We start from the raw sequence: 21,528 nt of genomic DNA, 5'->3' as shown, positions 1-21,528 counted from the left end.
TCGTTCTGGGGAATGAACAGCCATGAACAGCGATAAACCGATACCGATAGACTACGACCCCGAGGAGTTTGGCCTGGATGAGGCGGACGACATCCGTATATACGAGCACCAGCGCATCCGGGTAGACCCCGGGCAGGAGCCCATGCGGGTGGACCACTTCCTGGCCAACCGCATCCGGCACGTAAGCCGCAGCCGCATACAGAATGCGGCCCTGGCGGGCTTTATCCGGGTGAATGACGAGGTGGTAAAAAGCAGCCACAAGATACGGGCCTACGATGAGGTGAGCATGATCCTGCCCTATCCGCCGCAGCCCGACCTACTGGCCGAGAATATTCCGCTGAACATAGCCTATGAGGATGAACACCTGGTGCTGGTGCACAAGCCTGCGGGCCTGGTGTGCCACCCCGGCAGTGGCAACTACCGGGGCACCCTGGTAAATGCCCTGCTGTATTACTTCAACGAGACCGACTTTGCCAAAACCAAGGGGAGCGACCCCATCCGCCCCGGCCTGGTGCACCGCATAGATAAGGACACAACCGGCCTGCTGGTGATTGCTAAAAACGAACAGTCTTTCAACTCGCTCGCCCGCCAGTTTTACGACCGTACTACGTTTCGCAACTACTGGGCTATTGTGTGGGGCGATGTGGCCGAGGACCAGGGTACCATTGTGGGCCATATAGGTAGGCACCCCACCCAGCGCCAGCGCTTTATGGTATACGAGGATGGCAGTATGGGCAAGCACGCCGTTACGCACTACGAGGTGTTGCAGCGCTTTGGCGTAGCCACCCTGGTGCGCTGCAAGCTGGAGACAGGCCGCACGCACCAGATCCGCGTACACTTTAAATACAAGAACCATACCCTGATGGGCGACCCCTTCTACGGGGGCGACCGTATCCTGCGGGGCAAGCAGAGCACCTTTTACCAGCGCTTTATGGAGGAGAACCTGGCTATTTTGAGTCGACAGGCCCTGCATGCCAAGAACCTGGGCTTTCTGCACCCTGCCACGGGCGAGTGGACGTTTTTTGAGAGCCCCCTGCCTATGGATATGAAGCGGGTGCTGAGCCGCCTGGCCGAGTTTGCCCATGTAGACCCCCTGCCTGAGTATGCAGCCATGCCCCGCGAGCTGGGCGACTAGGCCACGCATTGAGAGCCTGATCCCCCCCGGGGGGGGGAAGCTTGGAATGGCTACCGACCCACAAACTGACGGAGGATCAACAGGGGGTGCTAGTAGGGCTTTTCCATCGCCTCCAGCATGTTCAGGTAGGTGTTGAAGCGACTCTCGGCAATCTCGCCCATGGCCAGGGCGTCCTTTACGGCACAGCCGGGCTCGTAGGTGTGCGTGCAGTTGTGGTACTTGCACAGCGGCAGCAGCTGGCGCATCTCCGGGAAGTAATGACTTACCTCAGCCCGCGCTATGTCTACCAGGTCAAATTCCTTGAAGCCTGGTGCATCTATCACATAGCCGCCAAAGGAAAGGGGGTGCATCTCGGCAAAAGTGGTGGTATGCCGCCCCTTGCCACTGTGCAGGCTGATGCTGCCGGTGCGCAGGTTTAGCCCAGGGTCTGCCAGGTTTACCAGGCTGCTTTTTCCGGCCCCACTCAGCCCTACCAGAAAGCTTACCTTGTCTTTTAGCAAGGCCACCACATGCTGGCGAAAGTCGGCCTCCAGGGCACTCAGCACCTCTACCCGGTAGCCCAGCTGCCGGTACAGCTCGGCAAAGGCTACCAGCTTTTGCAGGTGCTTGTCCTTGGCCAGCAGGTCTACCTTGTTGAACACCAGTACCGCCGGGATGTGGTAGGCTTCGGCCATTACCAGGAAGCGGTCTATGTAGCCCAGTGGGGTAAACGGCAGATCGATACAGGCCACGCAGATGGCCTGGTCAATGTTAGCGGCCAGCACTTGGTAGCGTGCGCTCTTTTTTACCGCTTTACGTATCAGGTGGTTGCTGCGCGGCAGCACATCCGCTATCACGGGGCTCTCGCCCTGCAGGTCTACCCGCACGTGGTCTCCCACGGCTACCGGGTTGGTTGCCTTGTTCTCTTCCAGCCGCAGCCTGCCGCGCAGGGTGCAGGTTAGGGCGCGGCCATCTGGCAGGCGCACATCGTAGCTGCTGCCCACGCTGCGCATCACAATCCCTGTTTCTATATCCGGATGACTTTCTGGCACTTTTAGCGAAAATAGCCGTTATTTCTGGTATGTACACTAGGTTATTTCCCTTTGCCACGGTCTTTATCGGTGGTTTGCTGGTGGGCGGGCTGTTATTCAGCTGGATTTCGGATCGAAAAATAGCGCGCCTGCAGCAGCAGATGCGTATTGACCAGCACATACAGCCTGCGGCAGCCGTGCACCCGTCTGCGGTGCATGCCGCACAGGTGCCGGGTACCAATTTTGAGTACGCGGCCAGTCGATCGGTACACGCTGTGGTGTACATCAGCACACAGGGCAGTTTTGGCCGCTTCAGCGAGGCCTCTTCTGGCAGCGGGGTACTCCTCACTGCCGATGGCTACCTGGTTACCAACCACCATGTGGTGGCCGAAGCCGAGGGCATACAGGTTACCCTGAATGACAAGCGCAGCTTTCCGGCCCGCCTGGTGGGCAAAGACCCGCATACAGACCTGGCCGTGCTGAAGATAGACGCCGGTGCCGACAGCCTGCCCAGCCTGCGGATGGGTAACTCGGATTCGGTGCGCATAGGCCAGTGGGTGCTGGCTGTGGGCAACCCCTACCAGCTTACCAGTACCGTAACCACCGGCATCGTGTCTGCCAAGGCGCGGAATATAGGCCTGCTCAGGCGGCAGTCGGTGGCTGCCCGTGGGCAAGACTACTCCATCGAGAGCTTTATCCAGACAGATGCTGCTGTAAACCCCGGAAACAGTGGCGGTGCCCTGGTGAGCCTGGATGGAGAGCTGATTGGCATCAATACGGCCATTGCTACCGAAACAGGCAGCTTTCAGGGCTATAGCTTTGCGGTGCCCAGCCAGCTGGTGCGCAAGGTGGTGGCCGACCTGATCCGCTATGGCGAGGTGAAGCGGGCCTTCCTGGGCGTTAGCATCCAGGATATATCTGCCCACACGGCCAGCGAGTACAAGCTACCCACGCTGCAGGGTGCCCTGGTGGTGGGGCTGGTGCCGGGCGGCAGCGCGGGGCGTGCTGGCCTGCGCCAGGGCGATGTACTGGTGGCCGTGCAGGGTGTGCCTGTGGCCAGTGCCAGCGAGCTGCAGGAGCAGGTGGCCCGCTACCGCCCGGGAGATGCCATCCGGCTACGGCTGCAGCGAGGTGGCCAGCTGCTGGAGAAGACAATCCGCCTGCGCGATGCACGGGGCGGCCTAGGTAGCTAGGCATGCACGCCGGGGGTTTCTATGCCATTCAGGTTTCGGTACAGCTTCAGGGCAAAGGGGTCGGTCATGCCCGACAGGAAGTCGAGCAGCCGCAGCGTCTTCTCATAGGGCGATTGTGTTTCCTGAATGCCAAATTGGCTCGGTATCAGGCCGAATGCTTTTTCCTGATAGCTGGATAGCCCCTTGCCAGCGCCCAGTAGGAGTGTGCTCTCCAGGAATACATCTAGCAGGCCGTGGAAGATGCGGTAGCCACTCAGTTCGATACGCACCACCGAGCTGTGGTTGTAGATCCTTTGTACACTGATGTTTTTAACTTCTTTCAGCACATTAGGCCGCCCGTTTTGCTCTAGCTCGGCGTTCAGTGCATCTACCAGGGAATGGGTGAACGTACCCGCCAGGATGGACCGCCGGTGGGCGATGAACTGTCGGACCGTTGCCTTAGCCAGGCCGTTGATGGCCTTGGCCCGCAGGTAGCCAATCTGCGCATTGTGATCGTCTCTAAACTGAGCCAGGCGTTGGGCCAGATGCGCCTCGGTGGTGGCCTCATCTAGCAGGCATAGGGGCTGCAGCAGTTCCCTGCACTCTGCGTAGGAGAGGATGCCCAGTTTGTGCGCATCCTCCAGGTCGATAATGCTGTAGCAGATGTCGTCTGCCGCCTCTACCAGGTACACAAATGGGTGGCGCCGGTAGGCAAGCTGCTTGCCGCTTCCGCCATCGGGCTGCATGCCTGTGCGCTCGGCCACGGCCTGCAGGATGTGCCGTTCGGACTGAAATACCCCGTATTTTTTGCGGTGCAGCAGCTTCTTGTCGTTCAGGCCCGAGGTGCAGGGGTATTTAAGAATGGCCGCCAGGGTGGTATAGCACAGCTGAAACTCCCCATGCTCCAGCTCGGCCTTGGGCTTAGTCAGTACCCGGATGGCATTGGCGTTCCCTTCATAGCGGATCAGGTCTTTCCACTCTGCCTTGCTGTAGTACTTCGTCAGGGGTTTGTTTGCATACAGCTTGTCCTGGTTTTGCTGAAAAAAGCTGGAGATGGCATCCTCGCCCGAGTGGCCAAAGGCCGGGTTGCCCAGGTCGTGCGCCAGGCAGGCAGCAGCTATCACGGTCTTCAGGTGGTTCAGGTAGAAGTCTCGGCTTGTTTCGTGGTCTGCAATCTCGGGTTCCTCTCGCACCAGCTGCTCGCCCACCATGCTGCCCAGAGATCGGCCCACACTTGCCACCTCCAGGCTGTGGGTCAGCCGGTTGTGCACAAACACTTCGTTGGGGAGCGGGAAGACCTGTGTCTTGTTTTGCAGCCTGCGAAAGGCGCTGGAGAAGATGAGCCGGTCCCAATCGCGCTCAAAGGTAGAGCGATTCGGGTCGCTTTGGGGGTCTTCGCCGGGCCGGTCATAGGTGTAGCATCGGGTCCATTCCATCGTCAAAGATCCCGATAAATTTTCATCAGGCGCGGTACCCGCTAGTGCTCATTTTTTTCTGTGCGGGCACCATGCACTTGCCCCTTACTGGCCGCAGGTGTCACTTGTTTGTTAGCTCGTATCTTTGATGATGATGGCAGCTCGCTTTAATAAAAGATGGATGTATCGGCTCCTGGTGCTGGTACTTTTTGCGGCTATTTTGCTGGGGCTGTATGATTATGCCCGGTACTGGTCGTACCCACCCTGCTGCATCCACATCTGGCGGCAGGCCGATGTGCTGAGTGTGATAGATCGATATCAGGCGGGGGCACCGTTTTGGGCACCGGAAACCTGGAACCTCTTTGAGGGCGACCCGCGCATCCTGAGCGAGTTTCCCTTTTGGTACTGGCTGGTGGCGCAGGGCCCTGCTGGCACTGCCGAGTTCAGCCTGCGGTTTGTGCTGGGCCTGCATCTTTTGGCCCTGCTGCTAGGCCTGTATGCCTGTGGCCGGGCAGTCCGGCTGGGCCGGCTGCAGGCGCTGGTGCCGCCGCTGGTATACCTGGGCTTCCCGGTGGTGGCCTACTACGGCAGCAGTTATTTGCCCGATATCATTGCCCTGGCCTACGCGGCCTGGGGCCTGTGGGCTTATTTCAGGCTACGGTACAGCCCGCCCGCTGCCCCCCGGTGGCAGGTGCGGGCGTATGCGCTGGTATTCTGTGCCGGCTTTGGCCTGGCTGGCCTTTTCAAGGTTACGGCGCTTATTCCGTATGCGGCCATTTTGCTTGCAGAGGCCCTTTGGTGGCTACGCAGCCGGCGGGCTGTGTGGCCCCTGCTAGCGGGCCTTTTGGTGGGCCTTTTCCCCCTGCTGCTCAATGTGCTTTGGTGGGGCTATGCACGCTGGTATGCTAGCCGCCATGCGGACTACTTTCTGCTGTCGCCCCTGCCCATCTGGGATAGTGCCGACCCGGTAGCCGACATCCATACCATGATCCTGAATTGGGGCAGCCTGTACACCTCCCGGTGGATGCTGCTGGTGCTTGCCGGACTGCTGGTTTGGGGCTTGCTCCGCCGCCATCCACTCCGCCCCTGGCTGTGGGCTATGCTGGGGGTATCGTTGCTGGGCTTCGTGCTGCTTTTTACGGGCTTTATGCCGCACGATTACTTCAGCCTGCCCTTTCTATGGATCCTGGTGGTGCCCCTGTGGTCTATACTGGGTGGTTGGTCTCAGCCCGGGCCGGGTCGTCGTGCCCGCCTTGCCCAGGTTCTGCTGGGCCTGTGGGCCCTGCTGCACCTGGGCTATGCACGCATGCAGCTGCATAGCAACTACTATGGTGCAGGCCGCGAGTATCTACACCCGGTTTTGCGGTCCGATCCTCATTTTCGGCAGCTACTGGATGCACAGGTGCCCCCTACGGCACACGTGCTATGCCTGCCAGATGATACGCCGAACCTGACCCTGTATGCGCTGAAACGGCCTGGCTATACGGACTTCAGCTGGCATGGCCAGCCGGTAGACTATGTGGTGCTGCTGGACTCAGCCTTCCGCTGGCGCTTTCCGCCCCCCCACCTGGCACTGGTTGGGCGCGTGGGCGCAGTTTCGCTCTGGCGTGTTGCTAGGCCGGAAGCGAAAAGATGAAGTGCAGCAGGGTAGTGCCCACGGCCTCCAGGGTTTTTTTGTCTATCACCTCCAGCCTGTCTCCCTGTGTGTGCCAGTGCTCAAAAAAGCTGCCTTCGCGGGCATCCAGCCGCAGGTGAATAATGTCCAGGTACGGTATGCCTGTTAGCTGCCCCACTACCGAGTGGTCGTCCAGGATGCTGCCCAGCTCGGCAAACGGGAAGTACTGCCCATAGCCTAGGCTGTGGGCCTGCTGCCACAGCCGGTCTTGTATGGCTCCGGCTGTTTGTGCGCCCCATCCTTCCTGCGGGAAGGTGGCCTGTGCAGCACCCACCATATCCAGGTTGATGCCAAACTGTGCGGTGTAATTGGCCCGATGCGGATGCTGTGCCCAGTAGCGGCTGCCCAGGCACCAGCTGTTGTCGTTGCCACTCACGCCGCCATCCTCAGCATCCCACAGGAAGATGTCTACCCCCATGCCGGGTTGCTGCTCTTTCAGCGCACGGGCCAGCGCCAGTAGCACGCCCACGCCACTGGCACCATCATTTGCGCCATCCAGGCTGCCGGCCGGGTTACTCGGGTCTTCGTCGGCCAGTGGGCGTGTATCCCAGTGTGCACTTAGCATGATGCGGCTTTTGGCATCGGGCTGATAGGAGGCAATGATGTTGCGGATCGGTATAAGCTGGCCCAGGTGGTTGCGTAGCTCGGTTTTTTGCTCGTGCACCTCGGCACCCAGTGCCTTTAGCTCCTGCACCAGCCAGTCTCCGCACTGCCGGTGGGCCGCCGTGCCCGGCACCCGGGGGCCAAACTGCACCTGCCGCGCCACATACTGGTAGGCCTGCTCGGCGTCAAATTGGGTCTTCAGGGCGATAGCCGGGGTGCCCAGTTCGGGGCCTTTCAGCTCCACCGCCTGGCCCTGGGGGGTGTCGCTTTCGCATCCGGCCAGCACGCAGATGAGCAGGAGGATACCCAGGGGCACATAGTTTGGTCTCAGCAGTTTCATCCCCAAAAGTAGGGCTTGGCGGTGAATTTGTCCGCTTTTTTGGCGCATTTGGGTAAATAGCTTGCATGGGGAGCGGCCTGGTCTTTAACTTTGGTAAAACAAGGTCTTCCATTTTTTTGCTGTATGAAAAAACTGATACTCCTTTGCCTCGCTATTTCTGGCTTCGCCCTGGCCCAGCTCTCCAATGTGAGAATTACCAGCGAACCTTTTACCTACACCGCCGGTACCGCCTTCAATGTGCAGCTGGCAGCTGATTTTGAGGATGGGACGGGGCTTGACTGCGAATTGCTGCCCTATCGTCCTATCATAGGGGTCAAGAACCTGCCTGCAGGATGGACGGTTAACTCGGTTACGGTTAGCACAAACACGGGGGATAATTTCACCCTTTTACTGAATGACCTGAATATAGTTTTGCTTTTGGAGACCTCGTTTGGAGGTGCTGGCTGTGGTTCTACCGCAGCTTATAATGTTTACTACAAGAACGATGCAAATTTTTGTGATGGCGTTACTGCACTGACGGCTACCGTCTCTATTACCCCCAGTTCTACGGTCACTTTTCCCGCCTACGATATTTCCTTTCTGGCATTTGGGGGAGGGGGTGCCGTGCCTACTAATACCGATTGCCCGCAAAATCATGATATTCCCCTTTCCAATCGCCCTGCGCCCCTGGCTGGTGGCGACATAGCGGCCAACCAGACGGTTTGCCTGGGGGGCGACCCGGCGGCCTTTACCAGCGTGGCTGCTGCTACGGGGGGGACGGCACCGCGCAGCTACCAGTGGCAGAGCAGCGCCACGCTAACGGGTACCTATGCCAACATTGTGGGTGCCACGGATGCTACCTACGATGCCCCCGTGCAAAACACTGTGGGTACCACCTACTATCGCCGCAGGGTAACAGACAATAGCAGTGCACAGGCGTTCTCTGATACCCTGTCTATTACCGTGAACCCCCTGCCAGTGGCCAATGCAGGTGCCGATGCCAGCACCTGCGGAAATAGCTACACCCTTAGCCCCACCGCCACCAATGGCACGGGCAGCTGGAGTGTGGTGAGCCAGCCGATGGGCGCAAGTGCCAGTTTCAGTGGCAATACGGCCAATAACCTGACTGTACCCGGCACGTATACCTTCCGCTACACGGTATCTGCCAGCGGCTGTACGAATGCAATCGACGAGGTGAGCATTACCCGCCCGACCGAGGTGGCCATCAGTACCCAGCCCATTAGCCAGACAGTGGCTGCTGGTACGGCTGTTGTCCTAAGCGTAGTTGCCACCGGCAGTGGCCTGGGCTACCAGTGGCGCAAAGGTGATGTGAATATTGCCGGTGCCACGGCTGGCAGCTATGCACTGGCATCCGTTTCGCCTGCCGATGCCGGTAGCTACACGGTGGTGGTAAGTGGCGACTGTGGCTCACCCCTAACCAGTGCCCCGGCCGTGCTGACTGTACAGGGTACCAACGCCCGGGGTCGTGCTGGCACCCTGGCAGGCCTGCAGGTGTACCCCAACCCCGTGCGCGGCCAGCTGAACCTGGCGGTGGCACAGAGTGGCACCTATACCGTGCGACTACTGAGCCGGCAGGGCCAGGAGGTTGCCCGTAGCAGCTTTGGCGGTACCACATATCAGCTAGATGTAGCCGGTGTGGCTGCCGGCACCTACCTGCTGAGCATAAGTGGCCATGCCGGTGATGCCGTGCAGCGTATCGTACTGGAGTAAGAGAGACCCAGTGGCCCTTTCTACTTCTACTTCACGAAGAGACGGCCACTTTACACACAAATAGCACCTGAAACTGACTCGTTTAGCCAGAGAGAAGCTCTACAGATTTGAGGGGGAGCTTCGGGTTATGTTCTCGTGCCAGGCGCCGCTCGGTCTTTGGCTTGTTCGTTCTTGTTCCGTTTTGCCGGGCATTCACCTTGTCTACAGGCGTGCCTGCATGCGGGTTACTTTCTGTAGCTGCCGGGTGTTTCCGGTGGCTTCATACAGCAGTTTCAGGGCTTTCAGGGCCTCTTGGGTTACAGCCAGGTCCTTTCCCTCGGTGGCCTCCCACAGCCACCTATCGGCTTGGTTATAGTCCAGTAGCAGTAGCCGCATGCGTCCCACATCATAGGCCATGGCTGGTGGTATGGGCTGGCCTGTTTCCTGCATCCTGGCATAGGCGCGTGTATAGCTGTCTGCGGCCTGCTGATACAGCTGCTGCTGCTCAAAGCAGTGCCCTAGCAGGCGCCAGGCCTCTACCACTTCCTGGGCGGGTACTGTGGCTGCCTGTGCCTCAAAGTCCTCTAGCAGGATGCCCAGTACCTTTATCGCATCCTGCTCCTTTCCCTGCTTCAGCAGGGCACCTGCCAGCCCGCGTGCTGCCCGCCCTGCCAGGATAAGCACCTGTTCGGTGGGCTGGTAGCCATCTAGCACGTGCAGGGCTGCCTTGTAGGTAGCCTCTGCCCGGGCATACTCCTCCATCAGCATCTGTGCACGCCCCAGGCTTAGGCTTACGTTTGCTACATCTATGTCTTTGGGCCCCCGTTTTTCCACCAGGATGCCCCCTGCCCGCATGAAGGTGTAGGCTGCGGTTTCGTAGTCCTGCTGCTCCAGGTAGCACTGGCCCAGGTTGTTAAAGGTCTCAGCCACAGTCAGGTGCCACTCGTTGCCCAGTGTTTTCAGCTTAATGTTTAGCGCACGCCGGTACACGGGTATAGCTTCTGCACAGCGTTCCGTCTGCTGATACAGCACCGCACGGTTATGCAGCAGCACGGCGTATGCCAGGCTCAGGGTATCGGTCTCGGGCATATCCGGCCTCGGCAAGAGCCAGTGGCTAGCCTCCCGGTAGTTGGCCTGCCTTAGCTGGCTAGCACCCAGTTCATTGCGTAGCTGCAGCACAGCCAGTTTGTCCAGGCTATCCAGTTTTTCATAGTCCAGGTGTTTTATTTTTGGCAATAGGCAGTGCCATATCTGGCTGTATTGGGCCTGTTTGGGCTCTCCGGCCAGGCTATCGGCTGCTGCTACCTGCGCTGCCACCGTGCCAGGCAGGGCGTTGCAGTCCCGCTGTGCCCATAGGTAGGCCGGCAGTGCCAGCAGCAGCAGCCAAAAGATTCTCTTCATCAGCAGTAAAAATGGCTAATTTTGACAAAATCGCGGCATGAACCGAAAGAAGAAACCGGCAGAGGAGCCTTTCTGGCTCAGCAGGATGGCGCTATTCCTCCTCGGAGGTCTGTGCGTCATCTATGGCTTGGGCCTGATGGTACCGATTATCGACCTGGACAGCGCACAGTATGCCCACATGAGCCGGCAGATGCTAGAGGAGGGCAACTACCTGCAGGTGCGCGAAATGGACCACGACTACCTGGATAAACCCCCGCTCCTTTTCTGGCTGGGCAGCCTGAGCTACCGGCTGTTCGGTGTGGCAGGCTGGAGCTTCAGGCTACCTACGCTTCTTTTTGGCCTGCTGGGCCTGCTTAGCGTATATGGCATGGGCCGCCGTCTGTACAGCCACCGCATTGGCCTGATGGCCAGCCTGATGTGCGGTAGTTCGCTGGGGTTTTTCATCATGGTGCTGGATGTAAAGACAGATGGCTTGCTGTTTGGCAGTGTAGCCTTCAGTAGCTGGATGCTGCTGGCCTACCTACAGGATCAGCGGGTTACACACTTTATGCTGCCCTTTCTGGGCATTGGCCTGGGGCTGCTGGCCAAGGGCCCGATGGGGCTGATGGCCCCTGCGCTGGCTTTTACCATCCACCTGGTGATGGCCCGCCGTTGGAAGGAGTTTTTTCGCTTTGAGTGGCTGGTGGGCCTGCTGCTGCTAGCCCTTATGCTGCTGCCCATGCTCTACGGCTTGTACATGCAGTTTGGCTGGCAGGGCCCCGAGTTTTATCTGTGGACCCAGAGCTTTGGCCGCATTACAGGCGCTAGCGAATGGGCAGATGACAGCGGATGGTATTATTTTTTACACGTGGCGCTGTGGGTGTTTTTTCCCTGGTCGCTACTGGTGTTTGGGCAGATAGTTGCCGACGTGTGGCGCCTTTTTCGCCAGGGCCTCAGGCTGCGCGGCATGCAGGAGTTTCTTACGGCGGGCGGTTTTATTCTCCTCTTTGTAGGGCTCAGCAGCAGCCGCTACAAGCTGCCACACTACTTGTTTGTTTTGCTACCCTTCGGGTCTATCCTGGCAGCACGCGCCCTGCAGCAGGTGGCTAGTATGCGTGTCTGGAGCCGCGTACTGCTGGGTTTCCACCTTTTTTTGATTCTGGGTGTACTGGCGTTGGCAGGCTGGGTGCTTTCTACCGTTTTCCCCACACGTCAGCCCCTGCTGTGGGCTGTGCTGGCGGCCACCCTCCTGGCAGCTGTGTGGCTGCTCTGGCACTTCCGCAAAAACCGCATGGCACAGTTGTTTGTGCCGCTTTTCGTAGTGGTGCTGGGGGGCGGGTTTATTATGAATGCCCATTTTTACCCCAATCTGCTCACCTATCAGAGCAGCATACCAGTGGCCCAGGAGCTTAAGAAGCACCAGGTGCCGATTGCACGCACCGTGCAGTTCCGCACCCACCTGCATTCGCTCGACTTTTATGCCGGGCACTACACCCACAAGATCAACACCGATAGCGCTGATGTAGACCTGCGTGCCCTGCAGGCCTACCACATGGAGGTGGGCAGGCTGTGGGTGTACACCACGGCCGAGGGATATGGGCTAATAAAGGGCCGCTTGCCGGTAGAGCGGGTGTATAGTTACGACTATTTTAAGGTACAGGCACTTTCGTTGCCCTTTCTGCGGCCAAGCTGGCGGCACCTTACGCTGGAAAAACGCTATCTGGTGGTTATCCCCGGCGGGAATGACGATGTAGCGATGGCAACGCCCTAGCCACCTAGCCACTCGAGTAGGCATTCCACCCAGCAAACGGCTGCTGTATGTGGGTGATCGCTACACACCCGCACTGCGCAAGGCTACTGCTGAGCCTCCTCACCAGTAGGGCGTGCAGGTGTGCTGCTCCGCAGCCTGCTACCCCACACTACCGCCGCCAGAAAAATAAGCAGCCCGCACAACATGCTTAAATAAATGCCGCTGCCAAAATGGGTTTCTTCTATACTGCTAGTGCCTGTTCGGATATTGGTATGCTGCACAGAAACCTGCGTAAAGTTTGCCATAAAGGCGATGGACACTACCAGAACGCCTACGCCACATAGGCCTACCAGCAGCCGCCTGCCCCTGGAGAAGGGATGCCGACGCGCCCTGCCCATCAATACATAGAGCGGTACCATATATAGCGCAAAGCACAGCGGCCCATATAGGCGCGTGGTACTTAGGTTGAACGCGTTTGAGATAAATAGGGTCTCATACACACTTCCATTGTCTACGCCAAAAATAACCCAAGGCATGAAACAAGTTACCAGGCCAAGTAGGCAGAGTAACATAAGAATAACCCGCTGTATTTGCATGCCGGAAAAGTACGAAATTCCAGCTACAACGCCACCCGCATGGGCTAAACTGCTGGGCAAGGCTGTGTAGCTTTGCGGCATGGAGCCAGCCCTGTACCTCATACCCAGCCCCCTGCAAGAGCAGTCTCTGTGGGGCATATCGGCAGAAGCACGCAGCTGCCTGCTGCAGCTACGCCACCTGGTGGTGGAACATGCCCGCCCGGCCCGCCGCTTTGTGGCCCAGGCAGCCCGGGCCGATGGGCTAGATACGGGCCTGGTAGGAGATTACCACCTGTATGAGCTGCGGCCAGATACCCCCGATGTAGAGCTGATGCAGTGGGCCCAGCTGCCCCTGCAGGGCCAGGCCCTGGGGCTGGTGAGCGATGCCGGGGCACCTGGCGTAGCCGATCCGGGTGCGCGCCTGGTGGCCTGGGCGCATGAGCTGGGGGTGCCTGTGCGGCCACTGGCAGGCCCCAGCAGCATCCTGCTGGCACTCATGGGTAGTGGCCTGCAGGGCCAGCGCTTTGCCTTCCAGGGCTACCTGCCGGTAGCCGAAGGTGCACGCCGAAAAGCCCTGCGTAGCTTGGAACTACAAAGCCGCCAGCAGGACATGACCCAGGTGTTTATGGAAACACCCTACCGAAACCGCCAGCTACTGCAGGCCTGCATGGAGGTGCTGCAGCCCGATACACGCCTGGGGGTGGCGGCAGACCTGGGTGCCACCACCCCCTACATCTATAGTGCCGCCGTAGGCAGCTGGCACGCACGCCCCCTGCCCGAGCTGCACCAGCGCCCGGCAATCTTTTTGATCTATGCAGGCATTGTGTAATATTTGCAGCATCTTTGTCTACCTATGGCACATCATCGAATTGCATCCCTATTGCCCGCCGCTACCGAGATTGTGGCCGAGTGTGGATTTGCCGGTCAGCTGGTGGGGCGTAGCCACGATAGTGACTATCCCGCGCGCGTGGGCAGCGTACCGGTGGTTACGGCTCCGCGCATCAGCAGGCCGATGTCCAGCCCACGCGCTGCCGATGGGAAAGATTTGCTGCAAGCAGCGCTCTCTATCTATCAGGTAGAGCTGGATAGCCTCAAGGAACTAAAGCCGGATATCGTCATCACCCAGTGCCTTACGCGAGAGCTGAATATCCCCTTTGCAGAGGTGAGCAAGGCCCTGAGTGATTACCTAGGTCAAGAATGCAAGCTGGTGTCCATTGCCCCCGAGAGCATGGATGAGGTGATGGAGAGTATAGAGGTCATTTCCTTTGAGGTAGGTGCCCCGCACAAGGGGGTAGAGCTGGTGAAGCAGATGACCCTGCGCCTGGAGAAAACCAAGCGAAAGCTGGAGAAGCTGAAGGATGAGCCGAAACCTACCGTTTTGGCGCTGGAAAATTTTGCTCCACCCACCAGTGTGGGGCAGTGGATACCCGAGATGATCAGTCTGGCAGGTGGCTACGAGCCTTTTGGGGCCGAGGCACACCCTGCCCGCATACTCAGCTGGGAGCAGATAGCGGAGCTGGACCCCGATCTGCTGCTGATGATCCCCTACGGACTGGATCTGTACGGGGCGGGGGTAGCGGTACGGAATATACACCAGAATGAGTACTTCCGTACACTGCGGGCTTTCAGGCGTAAGCAGGTGTACGTGCTGAATGGCAGTAGCTACTTCAACCGGCCGGCTCCGCGCCTGGTGCAGGGCTTCGAGATTTTGGCTGAGGTACTACACCCCAGGCTTTTTCCCGCTGCCTATATGGGCACGGGTTGGGCCGAGTATTTTTGATCTGCCAATCCGCCGGTCCAATCAAAGTACTGGCGCATTCGGTCTCCTGCTGCATCCCCCCATAATCTATCTTTGGGTACGAGTGTTTAGGTAGTGCGAGGCACCTCAGGGCCATGGGGTCTACCCGGTTTCCACGTGGTATACAGCCCCTGGGGTAAACAGCAGCCCAAGCTTGCTGCTTTCTTTCAGCTTCAGCCTTTTGCGCAGCAGTTCTGGTTTTTCCGGGTATTCGCGTCCACTGATAAATGCGGCGGTTATGCCCGCTGCGGTTAGCATTTTTTTTAGGGCATGCTGTGCTGCCGGCAGGGTTCCTGCCAGCCGCCAGCGGCGACCTGGCCAGGCAGGGGCATCGGTATCACTCAGTGCATAGCCACGCGGCCCTGTTAGCCTATACTCGTTCAGGTACTGCTGGGCGGCCTCGGCTAGCAGATCCATCTTGTACACAGCGGGGTCGGCCTCATACACCCAGGTATCGGGCTTGCCTACAGCCGGTTCGGCCACCGGTACCAGCTTTGGCTGGGGTTGTCCCTTTGCTACCTGCCAGCCGGGGCCCCGCGCCAGCCACTGGTGCGGAGATGCCGGTTCTCGCTGCACCCAGGCCAGTAGCTCCTTACACTCGCCCTGCAGCCCCAGTGCCTCTATGCGGCAGGCCTGGGGCAGCCTGCGTGCCAGCTCCTGTGCATCCAGCATGGGGCTTAGCTTGACACACACCCGTGGGGCCAGGGCCAGCAGGTGTGGCATCAGCTGCAGTACGTCTGGCTGCATGGCCTCCAGCCGGATGCGCCGCCCCCCATCGGCGCGTCGGTCTGGGTCCAGGTAGATCAGGTCAGCCTCGGGTAGGGTGGTCAGGGCCGATTCGGCCGTATGGAGGAGCAGCTGCATGCGGGGCAGCACCCCCAGGGTCTCAAAGTTTTGGCGGGCCAGCTCTATCCGTTCGGGCTGCGGCTCTACGTATAGCACCGCTCGGTACTGGCGGGCCAGCTGCCAGCTGTCTACCCCCAGTCCCCCGGTCAGGTCTATAGCCCGCTCGCCCTGCAGGCCTGCAAACCTGAGTGCGGCTGCGGCCTCGCTGCTGGCCTGCTCCAGCGCCGTACGCTCCAGCTCGCAGCGGGCTGCGGCCCAGGTGGGCAGTTTGTGCCGCGCCCGCTGTAGCAGTGCCACCTGGGTGGCCACCACGGCCGCCCGTGCACCCGCCTGCCGCCGCAGCTGTAGCGCCAGGCGGGTGGGGTCATCGGCCAGATGCCGGGCCACCAGGGCGCGCTCTTCGGGTGAAAGCATACACAAAGCTACAAAGCCCACGCCATAGCGGGCGAGCGGCGGGTCTTTTGCCTTATCTTTACACCATTACAGATGCCTATGCAGGAGTATGCCAAGATTCTACTCTTCGTAGCCGGGGGGCTTATTTTTATTCTGGGCGGAATGGTTACCAGCCGCCTGCTGGCTCCGCGCCGCCCCAATGCTGAAAAAAACAGCAGCTACGAGTGCGGCGAGGAGCCTGTGGGCACCGCCTGGCATCAGTTCAATGTACGCTACTATGGGATGGCCCTCATCTTTCTGATCTTCGATGTGGAGGTGCTGCTGCTATTCCCCTGGGCCACCGTGTATGCAGACCCAGGCTTGAAAACGGTGCCCGGCTGGACAAGCTTTGCTGTACTAGAGGCCTTCCTCTTTATCGGCATCCTGCTGCTGGGGCTGGTATACATCTGGCAGAAGGGCGATATAGACTGGATACGCCCGGAACCGCCGCAGCCGAAGGCACCCGCAGCCACCGTGCCCATCCCACCTGAGCTGTACCAGGCGGTGAATGAAAAGTATAGCTAGCGAATAAGCCTTTTCATACAGCCTCTTTGCCGGGAGAAACTGGATTTGGCCTGCCCGGCTAGCCCACTACCCCCAGGGGCGCGCGCCCCGCTAGAGCTGGGGTTTCGGGGAGATGCCGTAGAGGTGTACATCCACAAACTCGCGGTCCTTATTGCCCGCCTTGGGGTAGGTGGTCATCCGCTGAAAGCCGCAGGCCTCCAGGGTGTGTGCGCCTTTTTCGTTCCAGCCCAGTACCATGGAGGTAAGGAAGCGGAACCCCAGATTATCGAAGGCATACTTGGCATAGGCCGGGATAGCGGCCTTCAGGATGCCGGTGCCCTGGTGCTTGGTGCCTATCCAGAAACCTACTTCGCCCACAAAGCGCATGATGTCTCGGCCTGGCTCCATGCCTATCCCGCCGGCTACCTTGCCATTCAGCACAATGGCCAGGTTGTACAGGGGGCGCTGCTTGCTGGCAGTGGCTACCCAGGCCTCCGCATCCTCCAGCCGGTAGGGGTGCGGAAAGTGGTCGCGCAGGTTTCGCCATATCTCCAGGTCGTTGGCAATGCTGCTGAGGGTAAGCTGGTCGCCATCCTGCCAGGGCCTCAGGATAACTTCCGGCATTTTTGTCTTGATTGTCAGGTTCATAGGCTATGGTCGCATAACATTCAGCCTACAAGATACAAGAAACCACCGATTTTCAGCCAGGCTGCATGGATCAGCGCTTTGCAATCAAGTCTGCCACAATCTTACCCGAAAGTAAGCTGAGGGGCACCCCCCCACCCGGGTGCACGCTACCCCCACAGAAGTACAGGTTGCGGATACGGTGGATAAAATTGGGGTGGCGCAGAAAAGCTGCAAATCGGTTGTTGCTAGCCGTGCCATACAGGGCACCCTGGTAGCTGCCGGTATTTGCCTGTATTTGCTCGGGGCCGAGTACCTGCTCGGCCACTATGCGTGCGGCCACGGGCTGCCCGAGCATGCGCTCCAGCTTGGCCAGTATGTGCTGCCGCGCACGGGGGATCAGCTTGCCCCAGTCCTGGCCGGCCAGGCTAGGCGCATTGATCATCACAAACCAGTTTTCGCATCCTGCGGGTGCATCTTGCGGCTCCTGTTTGCTGGTTATGTGTACGTACACGGTGGGGTCGGCGTGCAGGCTTCGGTCTGCAAAGAGCGCGCTGAACTCCCCGGCATAGTCCTCCGAAAAGAAAATGTTGTGTACATCCAGCTCGGAAAAACTGCGGTTTATCCCCCAGTAGAAGATCAGCGCACTGCTGCTGCGTTCCTGCCGCAGGGTTCGCTCGGGGGGCTTTTGGTCTGGCAGCAGCCGGTGGTAGGCATAGAATACATCCAGGTTGCACACCACCTGGTCGGCTGCTAGCAGGCTGCCATTTACCTGTAGGCCGGTGGCACGTTGTTTCTCCACCGTTATGCGTTCCACCGGCTGGTTGTAGTGGAAATGCACGCCCTGCCGCCGGGCCAGCCCTTCCAGCGCCTGGGCTATGGCATACATGCCCCCCACCGGCAGGTAGGCCCCCAGGTTGAATTCCAGGTGGGGGATCAGGTTCAGGGTAGCGGGGGCTCGCTCGGGGTGGCTGCCGTTGTAGGTGGCATAGCGGCGGAATAGCTGCCGCAGCTTGGGGTGCCGGATGCGGCGGTCTATCCCGCTGCCCATGCTTCGGCCAGTCTCTAGCTGGGGCAGCTGCAGCAGGGCACGCAGGGCAGTGGGGCGTGTGTAGCTGTGCAGGCGGTGCAGGCTCTGCTGCAGGAAGAAGGGGGCGGCCAGCCGATACTTGGCGGCTGCCTGCTGCAGAAAGGCCCTCACCTCGGCTGCTGGGGCACCCAGTACCTGCTGGCATTCCTGGGCAAAACGCTCGGGATCGGCCCAGGCTGTTAGCCGTGTTCCGTCTGCCCAGAAGTAGCGTGTAATGGGGTCTAACCGCCTGTACTGGAAATAGGCCGCGGGATCTTCCTGGCAGAGGGAAAACAGCTCGGTTACCAGCTCGGGTAGGGTAAAGAGGGACGGCCCCGTGTCGAAGCGATAGCCATCCAGCTGTAGCACGTTCAATTTGCCACCGGGTCCGCTTTGCTGCTCATACACCGCTACGTCGTAGCCCAGGCGGGCCAGGCGTATACTGGCTGCCAGGCCGGCCATTCCGGCACCTACTACCAGGGCTTTAGGCATGGATGGGGGCTGCTTCCAGGTTTTGTATAACCACCCTTAGCGCAGCCTGCAGCTGGTCTTGCTGCAGGGCGTGCAGGCCCTGGCTAGCGTCGGCCAGGGCCTGGCTAGCCGCAGTGCATGCACTGTGCTGCCAGCGTCTTCCCTCGGCCGTCAGGCACACTTTGTTCACACGCTTGTCGCCGTCATCGCAGCGGCGGCATACCAGCCCCTTGCGCTCTAGCACGTCCAGAATACGGGTTACCGAGCCACGGTTTCGCCGCAGTGCACAGGCCAGCTGCTGCTGGTTTGTGCCTTCGGCCTCCCATAGCCTTTGCATGATCCGGAACTGATCGGCAGTAAGGGGCACGCCAGCGGCATCCAGCCGCGCTTGTAGCCGCCGGTTTATCTGCTCGTGGGCACAGGCAATCAACTTGAAAATGGCTTCTTCCGGCTGATGCATCCCCCTATGAACCCCGAGCTGCGGGTATAAATTCAATATCCCCCGCATTTTATAGGTTTTTGTCCGGCCAGAATGCTGTATTTTTGCAACAGCAATCGTTATTATCGTTCCCATCTGAATCTTTGTATATGGCTTTTGATATCGACATGATCAAGGCGGTGTATGCCGCATTTCCGGACCGTGTGGCCGCTGCTCGCAGCATAGTGGGCCGTCCGCTCACCTTCACCGAGAAAATACTGTATAGCCACCTGTATGACGGGTTGGCCACAGAGAAGTATGAGCGAGCCAAGAGCTATGTAGACTTCCGGGTAGACCGTGTGGCCATGCAGGATGCCACTGCCCAGATGGCCCTACTACAGTTTGTGCAGGCAGGCAAGGCCCGGGTAGACCTGCCCAGTACCGTGCACTGCGACCACCTGATACAGGCCGAGGACGGGGCCGATGCCGACATGAAGCGCGCCCTGGAGGAGAACAAAGAAGTATTCGGCTTTCTGGAGTCTGTCTCTAAAAAGTACGGCATCGGTTTCTGGAAGCCCGGTGCCGGCATTATCCACCAGGTGGTGCTGGAAAACTACGCCTTCCCTGGCGGGATGATGATCGGTACGGACAGCCATACGGTGAACGCCGGCGGCCTGGGCATGGTAGCCATAGGCGTAGGGGGGGCCGATGCCGTGGATGCCATGACCGGACTGGCCTGGGAGCTGAAGTTTCCCAAACTGATCGGCGTAAAACTGACCGGCAAACTGAATGGCTGGACCAGTGCCAAAGACGTGATCCTGAAAGTGGCCGGTATCCTGACTGTGAAGGGCGGTACCGGTGCCATTGTAGAGTACTTTGGCCCAGGTGCCGAGAGCCTGAGCTGCACCGGCAAGGGCACGATATGCAACATGGGGGCCGAGATAGGAGCCACCACCAGCACCTTTGCCTACGATGCCAGCATGGACCGCTACCTGCGTAGCACCGGGCGGGCCGATGTGGCCGACCTGGCCCAGGGCATCAGCCAGCACCTGACAGCCGATGCCGGGGTGTATGATGCGCCCGAAAAGTATTTCGACCAGGTGATCGAGATCAACCTGAGCGAGCTGGAGCCGCACATCAACGGCCCCTTTACGCCCGACCTGGCCTGGCCAATCAGCCAGTTTGCCGCAGCGGTGCGAGAGAAAGGCTACCCCGCCAAGCTGGAGGTGGGCCTGATAGGCAGCTGCACCAATAGCAGCTACGAAGACCTGACCCGCGCCGCTAGTGTGGCCAGGCAGGCGGGCGAGAAAAACCTGAAGGTGAAGTCGGAGTTTACCATAACCCCCGGCAGCGAGCAGGTGCGCTACACCGCCGAGCGAGACGGCCTGCTGGCCACCTTTGAGGAGATAGGGGGCGTGGTGCTGGCAAACGCCTGTGGCCCCTGCATAGGCCAGTGGAAGCGCCACAACCAGGCCGGTAACCCCAAGAACAGCATTATCACCAGCTTCAACCGGAACTTTGCCAAGCGTAACGACGGGAACCCCAATACGCACGGCTTTGTGGCCAGCCCCGAGATCGTAACGGCCATGACCCTGGCGGGCGACCTGACCTTCAACCCGCTGACCGATACCCTGACCAATGAAGACGGCAAGCAGGTGAAGCTGGATGAGCCACAGGGCATAGAGCTGCCGCCCAGGGGCTTCGACGTGGAAGACCCCGGCTACCAGGCCCCGGCACAGGATGGCAGCAGTGTAGTCATAAAGGTAGCACCGGACAGCGACCGCCTGCAGCTGCTCAGCCCCTTCCCGGCCTGGGAGGGTACGGACCTGAAGGGGCTGAAGCTGCTCATTAAGGCCAAGGGCAAGTGTACCACCGACCACATCAGCATGGCCGGCCCCTGGCTGCGCTTCCGTGGCCACCTGGATAACATTGCCAACAATACCCTGACCGGTGCCATCAATGCCTACAACGACAAGGCCGATGCGGTAAAAAATCCGCTAACGGGCGAATACCAGCCGGTGCCGGTGGTGGCCCGCGCCATGAAGGCCAGTGGACTGGGCAGCATTGTGGTGGGAGATGAAAACTATGGCGAAGGCAGCAGCCGCGAGCATGCAGCCATGCAGCCCCGCCACCTGGGCGTGCGTGCTGTACTGGTGCGCAGCTTTGCCCGCATACACGAAACCAACCTGAAGAAGCAGGGTATGCTGGCCCTCACCTTTGCCAACCCGGCAGACTATGACCGCATACAGGAAGACGATACCCTCGACATCCTGGGCCTCACCAGCTTTGCCCCCGGCAAGCCGCTGACCCTGCAGCTAACCCATGCAGATGGCAGCACCGAGCAGTTTGCTGTAAACCACACCTACAACGCCCAGCAGATCGAGTGGTTCCGCGCCGGCAGCGCCCTGAACCGTGTGAAGGAACTGAGTAAGGCCTAGGCAACCCCCCGCAGCCCAGTGCCTGAACAAAAGCCCGGTAGGAATACCGGGTTTTTATTTTTTTGAAAATAACTTGACGATTTAATAAAAAATAGCTAGGTTTGATTGTGTTGAATTAAGTACTTCTTGCTATTTGTTTCAGTCATGCTAAAAATCAATCAATTACCCCCCCCCCCCCCCCTTT

Annotated in this window: 18 protein-coding genes; 9 read left to right on the top strand and 9 right to left on the bottom strand. The window is 59.5% G+C overall.

From position 1 onward, the window contains the following. Nucleotides 1-22 precede the first annotated feature (22 nt). A complete protein-coding gene (locus LW884_06415; GenBank protein MCE3007964.1) occupies nucleotides 23-1,135 on the top strand; it encodes an RluA family pseudouridine synthase in 1,113 nt (370 codons plus the stop codon). A gap of 89 nt (nucleotides 1,136-1,224) precedes the next feature. Here the strand turns inward: LW884_06415 and rsgA are convergent, their stop codons facing one another. After that, entirely contained in the window at nucleotides 1,225-2,166 is a 942-nt protein-coding gene (gene rsgA, locus LW884_06410) for a ribosome small subunit-dependent GTPase A (GenBank protein MCE3007963.1), read from the bottom strand. A 29-nt stretch (nucleotides 2,167-2,195) separates the two neighbouring features. Here rsgA and LW884_06405 point away from each other — a divergent pair, with 29 nt between their 5' ends. Then, nucleotides 2,196-3,338: a trypsin-like peptidase domain-containing protein gene (locus LW884_06405; protein MCE3007962.1), complete on the top strand. Its 1,143-nt coding sequence runs from the start codon at nucleotides 2,196-2,198 to the stop codon at nucleotides 3,336-3,338. Here LW884_06405 and dgt read toward each other — a convergent pair. Continuing rightward, complete coding sequence (gene dgt / locus LW884_06400; GenBank protein MCE3007961.1) at nucleotides 3,335-4,753, bottom strand: dNTP triphosphohydrolase; 1,419 nt, start codon at nucleotides 4,751-4,753, stop codon at nucleotides 3,335-3,337. The genes LW884_06405 and dgt overlap by 4 nt on opposite strands. 160 nt (nucleotides 4,754-4,913) lie before the next feature. Between dgt and LW884_06395 the strand changes: the two genes are divergently transcribed. Continuing rightward, nucleotides 4,914-6,368 carry a hypothetical protein gene (locus tag LW884_06395; protein ID MCE3007960.1) on the top strand — a complete coding sequence of 485 codons (1,455 nt, stop codon included), beginning with the start codon at nucleotides 4,914-4,916 and terminating at the stop codon, nucleotides 6,366-6,368. On the opposite strand, the gene LW884_06390 is transcribed toward LW884_06395, so the two are convergent. Further along, nucleotides 6,346-7,350: a M28 family peptidase gene (locus tag LW884_06390; protein ID MCE3007959.1), complete on the bottom strand. Its 1,005-nt coding sequence runs from the start codon at nucleotides 7,348-7,350 to the stop codon at nucleotides 6,346-6,348. The two genes, LW884_06395 and LW884_06390, sit on opposite strands and share 23 nt — an antisense overlap. A gap of 123 nt (nucleotides 7,351-7,473) precedes the next feature. On the opposite strand from LW884_06390, the gene LW884_06385 reads away from it, so the two are divergent. Then, nucleotides 7,474-9,060 carry a T9SS type A sorting domain-containing protein gene (locus LW884_06385; protein ID MCE3007958.1) on the top strand — a complete coding sequence of 529 codons (1,587 nt, stop codon included), beginning with the start codon at nucleotides 7,474-7,476 and terminating at the stop codon, nucleotides 9,058-9,060. 201 nt (nucleotides 9,061-9,261) lie between these two features. Here the strand turns inward: LW884_06385 and LW884_06380 are convergent, their stop codons facing one another. After that, the gene (locus LW884_06380) at nucleotides 9,262-10,440 is read right to left on the bottom strand and encodes a tetratricopeptide repeat protein (GenBank protein MCE3007957.1); all 1,179 of its coding nucleotides are present in this window, start codon (nucleotides 10,438-10,440) and stop codon (nucleotides 9,262-9,264) included. Between the two features lie 37 nt (nucleotides 10,441-10,477). Between LW884_06380 and LW884_06375 the strand changes: the two genes are divergently transcribed. Beyond that, on the top strand, nucleotides 10,478-12,190 hold the full coding sequence (locus LW884_06375; GenBank protein MCE3007956.1) for a glycosyltransferase family 39 protein: 1,713 nt from the start codon (nucleotides 10,478-10,480) through the stop codon (nucleotides 12,188-12,190). Between the two features lie 83 nt (nucleotides 12,191-12,273). On the opposite strand, the gene LW884_06370 is transcribed toward LW884_06375, so the two are convergent. After that, on the bottom strand, nucleotides 12,274-12,705 hold the full coding sequence (locus LW884_06370) for a hypothetical protein (protein MCE3007955.1): 432 nt from the start codon (nucleotides 12,703-12,705) through the stop codon (nucleotides 12,274-12,276). A 139-nt stretch (nucleotides 12,706-12,844) separates the two neighbouring features. Between LW884_06370 and LW884_06365 the strand changes: the two genes are divergently transcribed. Together LW884_06365 and LW884_06360 are read left to right on the top strand one after the other, a co-directional pair. Then, nucleotides 12,845-13,573, top strand: a complete 729-nt coding sequence (locus LW884_06365; GenBank protein ID MCE3007954.1) for an SAM-dependent methyltransferase — start codon at nucleotides 12,845-12,847, stop codon at nucleotides 13,571-13,573. Between the two features lie 24 nt (nucleotides 13,574-13,597). Continuing rightward, the gene (locus LW884_06360) at nucleotides 13,598-14,524 is read left to right on the top strand and encodes an ABC transporter substrate-binding protein (GenBank protein ID MCE3007953.1); all 927 of its coding nucleotides are present in this window, start codon (nucleotides 13,598-13,600) and stop codon (nucleotides 14,522-14,524) included. A 120-nt stretch (nucleotides 14,525-14,644) separates the two neighbouring features. Here the strand turns inward: LW884_06360 and LW884_06355 are convergent, their stop codons facing one another. Beyond that, nucleotides 14,645-15,802 (bottom strand): class I SAM-dependent methyltransferase, encoded by a 1,158-nt coding sequence (locus tag LW884_06355; GenBank protein ID MCE3007952.1) that lies wholly within the window; start codon nucleotides 15,800-15,802, stop codon nucleotides 14,645-14,647. 72 nt (nucleotides 15,803-15,874) lie between these two features. Here LW884_06355 and LW884_06350 point away from each other — a divergent pair, with 72 nt between their 5' ends. Beyond that, nucleotides 15,875-16,345, top strand: a complete 471-nt coding sequence (locus tag LW884_06350; GenBank protein MCE3007951.1) for an NADH-quinone oxidoreductase subunit A — start codon at nucleotides 15,875-15,877, stop codon at nucleotides 16,343-16,345. 90 nt (nucleotides 16,346-16,435) lie between these two features. Here the strand turns inward: LW884_06350 and LW884_06345 are convergent, their stop codons facing one another. From LW884_06345 to LW884_06335, 3 genes are all read right to left on the bottom strand, one after another. Continuing rightward, complete coding sequence (locus tag LW884_06345; protein ID MCE3007950.1) at nucleotides 16,436-16,972, bottom strand: GNAT family N-acetyltransferase; 537 nt, start codon at nucleotides 16,970-16,972, stop codon at nucleotides 16,436-16,438. 70 nt (nucleotides 16,973-17,042) lie between these two features. Then, nucleotides 17,043-18,509 (bottom strand): phytoene desaturase family protein, encoded by a 1,467-nt coding sequence (gene crtI, locus LW884_06340; GenBank protein ID MCE3007949.1) that lies wholly within the window; start codon nucleotides 18,507-18,509, stop codon nucleotides 17,043-17,045. Beyond that, a complete protein-coding gene (locus LW884_06335) occupies nucleotides 18,502-18,948 on the bottom strand; it encodes a MarR family transcriptional regulator (protein MCE3007948.1) in 447 nt (148 codons plus the stop codon). Before LW884_06335 ends, crtI begins: the two co-directional genes overlap by 8 nt. 128 nt (nucleotides 18,949-19,076) lie before the next feature. Here LW884_06335 and LW884_06330 point away from each other — a divergent pair, with 128 nt between their 5' ends. Then, nucleotides 19,077-21,344 (top strand): aconitate hydratase, encoded by a 2,268-nt coding sequence (locus LW884_06330; protein ID MCE3007947.1) that lies wholly within the window; start codon nucleotides 19,077-19,079, stop codon nucleotides 21,342-21,344. Nucleotides 21,345-21,528 lie beyond the last annotated feature (184 nt).

The organism is Bacteroidota bacterium (genome assembly GCA_021300195.1).
GTDB lineage: Bacteria > Bacteroidota > Bacteroidia > J057 > JAJTIE01 > JAJTIE01.
This window is presented reverse-complemented; position numbering and strand designations above follow the sequence as displayed.